The sequence below is a fragment of the Cellulomonas bogoriensis 69B4 = DSM 16987 genome, assembly GCF_000767165.1.
Taxonomy (GTDB): domain Bacteria; phylum Actinomycetota; class Actinomycetes; order Actinomycetales; family Cellulomonadaceae; genus Actinotalea; species Actinotalea bogoriensis.
In genome coordinates, this window is sequence record NZ_AXCZ01000120.1 from 1 (window position 1) to 8,381 (window position 8,381).

The following is an 8,381-nucleotide window of genomic DNA, read 5'->3' on the forward strand; positions in this document are numbered from 1 at the left end:
GGCCCTGCAGGAGGGGTGGGAGCTGCTCGTCCTGGACCCGGCCGGCGCGGCGGTCCTGGTGCCACGGCCAGCGGTGGTGGCGCTCGCCACCGGGCGTCCGTGGGTTCCCGCACTCGTCGCAGGTGAGGTGCGGGTCGAGGTGGTCCGGGTGCTGCGGGACGTCCTCGACGGACTTCCGTACCTGCTCGACGTGCGGGCGAGGGCCGGTGACCGGGCCGAGGTCGCCGTCGAGCTGGTCCTGCAGGACGGGCTGGGCCGGGCCGCGCTCGACGGTCTGCTGACCGCGGTCGGCTCCCGGTTGGCGTCCGCGGAGCCGGTCGTGATGGCGGTGGACTCCCTCGAGCTGAGGGTCGTGGGCCGCAGCCGGTGAGGGTGGGTGGCGCGGGTCAGGCGCAACCCGCGGCCGGGACGAACGCCTCGTCGTCGGCCAGGAGGGTGCGCAAGGTCGTGACCGGGACGATGAAGCTCTGTCCTGCTGCGCTCTTCGCGTAGACGACGCCGACCACCCTGCCCTCGCCGTCCAGGACGGCTGACCCCGAGCTCCCGGGTTCGACGGGGGCGTCGGTCACCAGGACCTCCCCGAGGTTCTCGTTGAGGGGGTCGGTGGTGGATCCGATCACCCGGCCCTCGGTGACGGTGAGGCGGCCACCGCGGGGGTACCCGACGACGGTGACGGACTCGCCCCGCTCGGGGTCGGTCTCGGCCAGCTCGGGGTAGGTGGTGAGCTCCTCGGCGGTGCGGACGACCGCGAGGTCGGCGAGGTCGGCGGTGCTCGCGGCGGTGACGTCGACGTCACGGCCGTCGTAGGTCGAGACCTGGAGCTCGTCGGAGTCGGTGACCACGTGCCGGTTGGTGATGAGGGTGGTGGCGTCGATCGCGAACCCCGAACCGGTCGACAGCGACGCGCAGCCGACGTTGCGGATCCGCACGGCCATCCTCTGGACGGTGTCGAACCCGTCCGGCGAGAGGTTTCCGCTGACCTGGCGTGTGCTGTCGGTGTCGGACGGGACGAAGTCGGTGCGCTCCGGCCCGGGCATCCCGGGAAGCGAGTCGACGTCCCCGCACCCACCGAGCAGGACGACGAGGGCGGCCACGAGGGCCACGGTGCCCCTGGGCCTGCGTCCGGGGTCGGCGCGGGCGGTCACCGGTCGAGCTCTCGCTGCAGGGCCATGTTCGCCTCGGTCGCGGCCTGGCAGAGGCTCTCGACCTCCTGGCCGAACGTGTCGAGGTCGGCAGGCTCGTACAGCTCGGCGCGCTCGAGGTACCCGATCATCTGCTCCTGGCCCTGGACGCACTGGTCGAGGGCGAGCGCGACCCGGCCGGCGGCCTCGTTCACGCGTTCCTGGTAGTCGACCACACGGCGCTGGGTCTCCCGGTCGTCGCCGAGCTGTGCCTTCTCGTCGGCGAGCTCGACGATGCGGTCCTGCGCGTTGCCGAGCTGGGTGAGGACGGCGTCCAGCTCGGCGCCCGTCCCGGCGAGCTCGGCCCGGGTCTCGGCGAGCTCGGTCCCGATGTCCTCGGCGACCGCCTCGTAGGTCACGGCGCGGTCGAACCATGCGCGGGCGAGCAGCCCGAGGTAGGCGGCCGTACCGACGGCGAGGACCAGCGTGACGCCGAGGGCGGCGACGAGCGCACGACTCGGGCCGTGGTGGGGTACCTGCCGGGGTTCGCGGCGTACCGCGGACCGGTCGCGGGTGAGCGGGTCCGCCTGCGCGGGCACTGCTGCGCTCGTCGGGGCGTCCGGTTCGCGGTGGTGTGCGGGCTGGTCCTCCACGGGCGCCACGGTGCTGCCGGGCGGCCGCAGGTGGTCGGTCATCGTCTCAGGATAGGCAGACGGGGCCGGCGGAGGTCGGGCGGGGTCAGCTGACGGCGCCGGTCCACGTCTCCCCGGGGCCCTCCCCGGGCGGATCGGGGTAGGGGGAGGCCTCACGGAACGCGAGCTGCAGCGACCTCAGTCCGTCGCGCAGGGACCGGGCGTGCTGGTTGCCGATCTCGGGGGCGCCGGCCGTGACGAGGCCGGCGAGGGCGGTGATGAGCTTGCGGGCCTCGTCCAGGTCCTTCAGCTCCTCGCCGCTGCCCTGGTCGGTGTCGGGCGCCAGGCCGCACTTGACCGCGGCCGCGCTCATGAGGTGGACGGCCGCGGCGGTGATCACCTCGACCGCGGGCACCTCGGCGATGTCGCGTGCGGCGTGGCCGGCGTCGGCGGCCGGGCCCGGCTCTGGAGTCGTCATGCCGAGATCCTCTCATCGAGGCGCGGCCCCGAGTCTGCTAGGGTGACCTTGACCGACCAGTGTGCTCCTTCCCAGGAGTGTGCTGGTGCACAAGTGGAGCTGATCCCACCCGCACCGACTGCCTCACGGCGACAGGTTCCGGGTCTCGGTCCGCGTAGGAGCCTGAGAAGGTGACTGCGTCGTGGCGCCCTCGCGCGCCCGGACCCAGGTTCAGGCCTCCACCGTGCTCACGGCGGAGGCCTCTTCGTCGTCGGCGGTCGACCCGACGAGCACGAGGAGCAGCACATCAGCGAGCCCCGCATCAACGATCGGATCCGCGTCGCCGAGGTCCGCCTGGTCGGCCCGAACGGCGAGCAGGTCGGCATCGTCCGCGTGGAGGACGCCCTGCGTCTTGCGCAGGAGGCCGACCTCGACCTGGTCGAGGTCGCCCCGAACGCCAGGCCGCCGGTCTGCAAGCTCATGGACTTCGGGAAGTTCAAGTACGAGGCCGACATGAAGGCCCGCGAGGCCCGGCGCAACCAGGCCAACACGGTGCTGAAGGAGATCCGCTTCCGGCTCAAGATCGACCCGCACGACTACGGGACGAAGAAGGGCCACGTCGAGCGGTTCCTGCGGGCCGGGGACAAGGTCAAGGTCATGATCATGTTCCGTGGTCGTGAGCAGTCGCGCCCTGAGATGGGTGTGCGGCTCCTGCAGCGCCTGGCCGACGACGTCGCCGAGCTCGGCTTCATCGAGAGCATGCCCAAGCAGGACGGTCGGAACATGATCATGGTGCTCGGTCCGACGAAGAAGAAGGCCGAGGCCAAGAGCGAGAAGCGGCGCGCCCAGGAAGAGGCGCGCAGCGCCGCCGAGGCGGACGCGGCGCAGAGCTCCACCCAGTCGTCCTGACCCCCGCGGGCCCACCGGCCCGTGCGACACCTCGCCCCTGCCCCGGGGCGACCTGATGGAAGTGAGCACACCAGTGCCGAAGAACAAGACGCACAGTGGTGCGAAGAAGCGGTTCCGGATCACCGGGAGCGGCAAGGTCATGCGCGAGCAGGCGAACGCACGCCACCTGTTCGAGCACAAGTCGAGCCGGCGCACCCGTCGCCTTGCGATGGACCAGGTCGTCTCGCCCGCCGACACCCCGAAGATCAAGAAGCTGCTCGGCAAGTGAGCTGCGGGCCGGCGACGGCCTCTCTCACCTGTGAGCCCCGAACCCCAAGGAGCATCACGTGGCACGCGTGAAGCGGGCGGTCAACGCCCAGAAGAAGCGCCGGACGACCCTCGAGCGGGCCAGCGGCTACCGCGGTCAGCGGTCGCGGCTGTACCGCAAGGCCAAGGAGCAGGTCACCCACTCCCTGGTCTACGCCTACCGTGACCGGAAGGCCCGCAAGGGCGACTTCCGTCGCCTGTGGATCCAGCGGATCAACGCGGCCTCGCGCGAGCAGGGTCTCACCTACAACCGCCTCATCCAGGGCCTGCGGCTCGCGGGCGTCGAGGTCGACCGCCGCGTGCTGGCCGAGCTCGCGGTGAACGACGCGCCGGCGTTCAACGCCCTGGTGCAGGTCGCCAAGGACGCCCTGCCCGAGGACGTCAACGCACCGTCGGCCGCCTGAGGTCACGATCGGTCTGAACACGTCGAGCGCCCGGTCCGGGCCCGAGCTGTCCAACCCCCGCGCCGAGCGGGTCAGGGCGGTACGGGCACTGGCCGGGCGCTCGGCGCGTCGGCGCTCGGGACGGTTCCTCGTGGAGGGCCCGCAGGGCGTGCGTGAGCTGGTCCACCACCGGGTCGCGCTGGCCCGCGAGGTGTACATGACCCTCGAGGCGCAGAGCCGGTACGTCGAGATCGACCGGGCGTCACGGGCCGCCGGCGTCGGCGTACGGACGGTCACCGACGAGGTGATGACCGCGATGTCGGGCGACGCCCAGGGCGTGCTCGCGGTGGCCGACCTCGCTGCCGTGGAGCTGACGGACCTGCGGCGGGCGGGGCTCGTGGCGGTCCTGGCCAACGTGCGCGACCCGGGCAACGCGGGTGCGGTGGTCCGGGCGGCCGACGCGGCGGGAGCGGACGCGGTGGTGGTGGCCGGTGACAGCGTCGACGTCCACAACCCCAAGGTGGTGCGGTCCACCGCCGGGTCCATGTTCCACGTCCCGGTGGTCACGGGTGCGACGGTGCCGCAGGTGCTGGACCACCTGGCGGCGGGCGGTCTGCAGCTGCTCGCCGCGGACGGTGGCGGGGAGCACGACCTGGACGACCTCCAGTCCGGTGCGGAGCGCGGGCAGGGGCCGTCGTTGGCGGCCCCGACGGCATGGGTCTTCGGCAACGAGGCGTGGGGGCTCACCCCGGAGGACCGGGACCGGTGCGACGCGGCGGTGCGCGTCCCGATCCACGGCCTGGCCGAGTCGCTCAACCTGGCGACCGCGGCCGTCCTGTGCCTGTACGCCAGCGCCCGGTGCCGACGCGCGGTGCGCCACCGCTGCGAGCGGCCCGCGGACCTGCGACCCTGAGGCGATGCGCCTGTTCGTCGCGGTCCGGCCACCTGAGAACGTCCTGGAGCACGCCGCAGATGCGCTCGCCGCCGTGGTCGGGGCTGCTGGTCACGACGGCCGCGGACCGATCCGCTGGACACCTCCGGAGAACCGGCACGTGACCCTCGGCTTCTACGGTGAGGTGCCCGACGGGCTCCTGGACGAGGTCGCCGGGCGGGTGTCGGACGTGGCGGGCCGCACCGCCCCGTTGATTCTGGAGCTGCGTGGCGCGGGGGTCTTCTCCGGCCGCACCCTGTGGTTGGGGGTGGCGGGCGAGGTGGACGCACTGGTGGCCCTGGGGCGTCAGGTGGTCAGGATCGGGGAGGATCTGACCGGCAGGCGGGACGAGCGCCCCCGGTCGCGGCCGCACATGACCGTCGGCAGGATCCGGGTGAGCTCGACGGGCCGGCACGGTCGCCACCGGGACGCGGCCGGGCCGCTCACCTCGATGGTCCGGGCGCTCGCCCTGTACCAGGGGCCGGCGTGGACGGTCGACCGGGTGCACCTCGTGCGCTCCGAGCCCGGCCGCGGTCGTTCGGGCGGGCCGCTGTACACCGACCTGGCGGGCCCGGACCTGGGCGCAGGCCCCGTCGGTGCGGACTAGACTCCGGTCGGCCGCACGGCCCCACCACCCCGGAAGGCGCGCATGAGCACCACACCTGTGTCCCCCCTGGACGCCACGGCCGTCGAGGCCGCCGTCGAGGCCGCCCTCGAGGCGTTCGCCGGCGCCCGTGACCTCGAGGACCTGAAGGCGGCTCGCACCGCCCACGTCGGCGACCGCAGCCCGCTGGCGCTGGCGAACCGTGCGATCGGAGGTCTGCCCGGACCGGACAAGGCGGTGGCCGGTCGGACGGTGGGCCAGGCGCGGTCGAGGGTGTCGCAGGCACTGCAGGACCGGCAGGCGGTGCTGGAGGCCGAGCGCGACGAGCGGGTGCTCGTCGAGGAGGCCGTGGACGTCACCCTTCCGGTGGCACGCCGCACCCGTGGCGCCCGCCACCCGTTGGAGGTGCTCGCCGAGGAGGTCGCGGACCACTTCGTGGCCATGGGCTGGGAGATCGCCGAGGGGCCCGAGGTCGAGGCCGAGTGGTTCAACTTCGACGCCCTGAACTTCGGGGTGGACCACCCGGCACGGCAGATGCAGGACACGTTCTTCGTCGAGGGCCCCGGGGCGAGGCAGGACTCCGGTCTGGTGCTGCGCACCCACACCTCGCCGGTCCAGGCGCGCACGCTGCTCGAGAGGGACCTCCCGGTCTACATCGCCTGCCCGGGCAAGACCTTCCGGACCGACGAGCTCGACGCGACCCACACCCCCGTCTTCCACCAGGTGGAGGGTCTGGCCGTCGACAAGGGCCTGACGATGGCGCACCTCAAGGGCACGTTGGACCATTTCGCGCGTGCGGTGTTCGGCCCGGAGTCCCGGACGCGGCTGCGGCCGGCGTACTTCCCGTTCACAGAGCCCAGCGCCGAGATGGACTTCTGGTTCCCGCAGAAGAAGGGCGGACCGGGCTGGGTGGAGTGGGGCGGCTGCGGCATGGTCAACCCCAACGTGCTCCGGGCGTGCGGCGTGGACCCGGAGGTCTACTCGGGCTTCGCGTTCGGGATGGGCATCGAGCGCACGCTGATGTTCCGTCACGGCATCGCCGACATGCACGACATCGTGGAGGGCGACGTGCGCTTCTCCCGCCGCCTCGAAGGGACCATCTGATGCCGCGCATCCCCTTGACCTGGTTGGGCGAGCTCGTGGAGCTGCCCCCTGGCACGACCGCCGAGCAGCTGGCCGCCGACCTGGTGCGCGTCGGCCTGGAGGAGGAGGCGGTGCACCCGGCCGCGGTGACGGGACCGCTCGTCGTCGGGCGTGTGCTGGAGCGCACCCCCGAGCCTCAGAAGAACGGCAAGACGATCAACTGGTGCCGCGTCGACGTCGGCCCCGAGCACAACGAGGAGGTGCCTGGCGGCCCCGCGTCGCGCGGCATCGTGTGCGGCGCGCACAACTTCGACGTGGGTGACCTGGTGGTCGTCGCGCTGCCGGGAACGGTCCTGCCCGGTCCGTTCCCCATCTCGGCGCGCAAGACGTACGGGCACGTGTCGGACGGCATGATCTGCTCGGCCCGCGAGCTGGGCCTGGGTGAGGACCACGAGGGAATCATCGTCCTGACCGGGCTCGGCTTCGACGAGGCCGTGCTCACCCCGGGGCAGGACGCCCGGTCGCTCCTGGGTCTGGACGAGGAGGTCCTGGAGGTCAACGTGACCCCGGACCGTGGGTACTGCTTCTCGATGCGGGGGGTGGCCCGCGAGTACGCGCACGCGACGGGGTCCGTGTTCCAGGACCCGGCGGAGCCGGTCGCCGACGACTCCGACGCACCGGCCGGTGCAGGTTTCGCGGTCGAGGTGCACGACGAGGACCCCGTCCACGGGGTGCCCGGGTGCGACAGGTTCGTGACCCAGGTGGTGCGCGGGGTCGCGGCCTCGGCCCCGTCACCGCCGTGGCTCCAGCGACGCCTGTCGCAGGCGGGCATGCGTCCGATCGGTCTCGCGGTCGACGTCACCAACTACGTGATGCTCGAGCTGGGGCAGCCGATGCACGCCTACGACCTGGCGCAGGTCGTCGCTCCGCTGGTGGTCCGTCGTGCACGTGCCGGTGAGACGTTGCGGACCCTGGACGACCAGGTGCGGCAGCTGCACCAGGAGGACCTGCTGATCACCGACAGCCCGGACGGCTCCGCCGGTGGGCGTGTGGTGGGTCTGGCGGGGGTGATGGGTGGTGCCTCCAGCGAGGTCGGCCCCGCGACCACCGACCTGCTGCTGGAGGCCGCGCACTTCGACCCGGTCACGGTCGCGAGGACCGCGCGTCGCCACCGCGTGCCCAGCGAGGCGTCCCGACGGTTCGAGCGTGGTGTGGATCCGGCCCTTCCCGTGGTCGCCGTCCGGCGTGCGGCGGCGTTGCTGGTGGAGCACGGCGGGGGGACGGTCGACACGGCCCGGACCGACCTCGACCAGGTCCCCGCCCGGCCGCCCGTCGTCCTGGACCTGGACCTGCCCGGCCGTCTGGTGGGTGTCCCGTACACGCATCACGAGGTGCGCAGCACGCTGGTGGAGATCGGGTGCACCGTCCAGGACGGTGAGCAGGCCGGGACCGCGGTGGTCCATGCCCCGTCGTGGCGGCCGGACCTGGTCGTCCCGGTCGACCTCGTCGAGGAGGTCGCCCGGTTGCGTGGCTACGACGCCATCCCGTCGACGGTGCCGGCCGCTCCTGCCGGTCGTGGCCTGACGCCGGACCAGCGGGCGCGGCGCACGGTGGCGCAGGCCCTGGTGGGTGCCGGTTTCGTGGAGACGCTCAGCTACCCGTTCGTCGGGCCCCAGCAGCTGGACGTGCTCGGGCTGGAGGCGGACGACCCTCGACGTCACGCCCTGACGCTGCTGAACCCGCTGTCCGAGACCCAGCCCCAGATGCGGACGACGCTGCTGGTGACGCTGCTCGAGACGGTCCGCCGGAACGTGGGCCGGGGCCTGGAGGACCTCGCGGTCAGCGAGACCGGGCTGGTGACCACCCCGGCGCCGGGGTGGTCGGCGGCGCCGGCGCTCCCCGGCGGGGTGCGGCCCACGTCCGAGCAGCTCCGTGCCGTGACGGCTGCGGTGCCC

Annotated in this window: 10 protein-coding genes and 1 pseudogene; 8 read left to right on the forward strand and 3 right to left on the reverse strand. The window is 72.9% G+C overall.

The window, feature by feature from the left end; genetic code table 11:
* Positions 1 to 370 (forward strand): annotated as a pseudogene (locus tag N869_RS17810) (SseB family protein); the annotation flags it as partial.
* A gap of 16 nt (positions 371 to 386) precedes the next feature.
* Here the strand turns inward: N869_RS17810 and N869_RS10610 are convergent.
* Genes N869_RS10610 through N869_RS10620 form a run of 3 tightly spaced genes read right to left on the reverse strand, consistent with a single transcriptional unit; the run spans position 387 to position 2,231 of the window.
* Positions 387 to 1,094, reverse strand: a complete 708-nt coding sequence (locus N869_RS10610) for a S1C family serine protease (protein ID WP_232229699.1) — start codon at positions 1,092 to 1,094, stop codon at positions 387 to 389.
* Between the two features lie 47 nt (positions 1,095 to 1,141).
* Positions 1,142 to 1,816, reverse strand: coding sequence for a hypothetical protein (locus N869_RS10615; RefSeq protein ID WP_198026045.1), 675 nt, complete (start codon positions 1,814 to 1,816; stop codon positions 1,142 to 1,144).
* Between the two features lie 43 nt (positions 1,817 to 1,859).
* Positions 1,860 to 2,231, reverse strand: a complete 372-nt coding sequence (locus tag N869_RS10620) for a DUF1844 domain-containing protein (RefSeq protein ID WP_035061363.1) — start codon at positions 2,229 to 2,231, stop codon at positions 1,860 to 1,862.
* A gap of 333 nt (positions 2,232 to 2,564) precedes the next feature.
* Between N869_RS10620 and infC the strand changes: the two genes are divergently transcribed.
* The 7 genes from infC to pheT all read left to right on the forward strand — a co-directional run.
* A complete protein-coding gene (gene infC / locus N869_RS10625; protein WP_232229700.1) occupies positions 2,565 to 3,119 on the forward strand; it encodes a translation initiation factor IF-3 in 555 nt (184 codons plus the stop codon).
* A gap of 73 nt (positions 3,120 to 3,192) precedes the next feature.
* Positions 3,193 to 3,387 (forward strand): 50S ribosomal protein L35, encoded by a 195-nt coding sequence (gene rpmI / locus N869_RS10630; RefSeq protein WP_035061368.1) that lies wholly within the window; start codon positions 3,193 to 3,195, stop codon positions 3,385 to 3,387.
* A gap of 58 nt (positions 3,388 to 3,445) precedes the next feature.
* The gene (gene rplT, locus N869_RS10635; protein WP_035061370.1) at positions 3,446 to 3,829 is read left to right on the forward strand and encodes a 50S ribosomal protein L20; all 384 of its coding nucleotides are present in this window, start codon (positions 3,446 to 3,448) and stop codon (positions 3,827 to 3,829) included.
* A gap of 46 nt (positions 3,830 to 3,875) precedes the next feature.
* Positions 3,876 to 4,721: a TrmH family RNA methyltransferase gene (locus N869_RS10640; RefSeq protein WP_052105401.1), complete on the forward strand. Its 846-nt coding sequence runs from the start codon at positions 3,876 to 3,878 to the stop codon at positions 4,719 to 4,721.
* Between the two features lie 4 nt (positions 4,722 to 4,725).
* Positions 4,726 to 5,346, forward strand: coding sequence for an RNA 2',3'-cyclic phosphodiesterase (gene thpR, locus N869_RS10645; RefSeq protein WP_035061372.1), 621 nt, complete (start codon positions 4,726 to 4,728; stop codon positions 5,344 to 5,346).
* 42 nt (positions 5,347 to 5,388) lie between these two features.
* A complete protein-coding gene (gene pheS / locus N869_RS10650; protein WP_035061374.1) occupies positions 5,389 to 6,447 on the forward strand; it encodes a phenylalanine--tRNA ligase subunit alpha in 1,059 nt (352 codons plus the stop codon).
* Positions 6,447 to 8,381 (forward strand): phenylalanine--tRNA ligase subunit beta (gene pheT, locus N869_RS10655; protein WP_035061376.1); only part of this gene is annotated, 1,935 nt, incomplete at its 3' end. The genes pheS and pheT, both read left to right, overlap by 1 nt.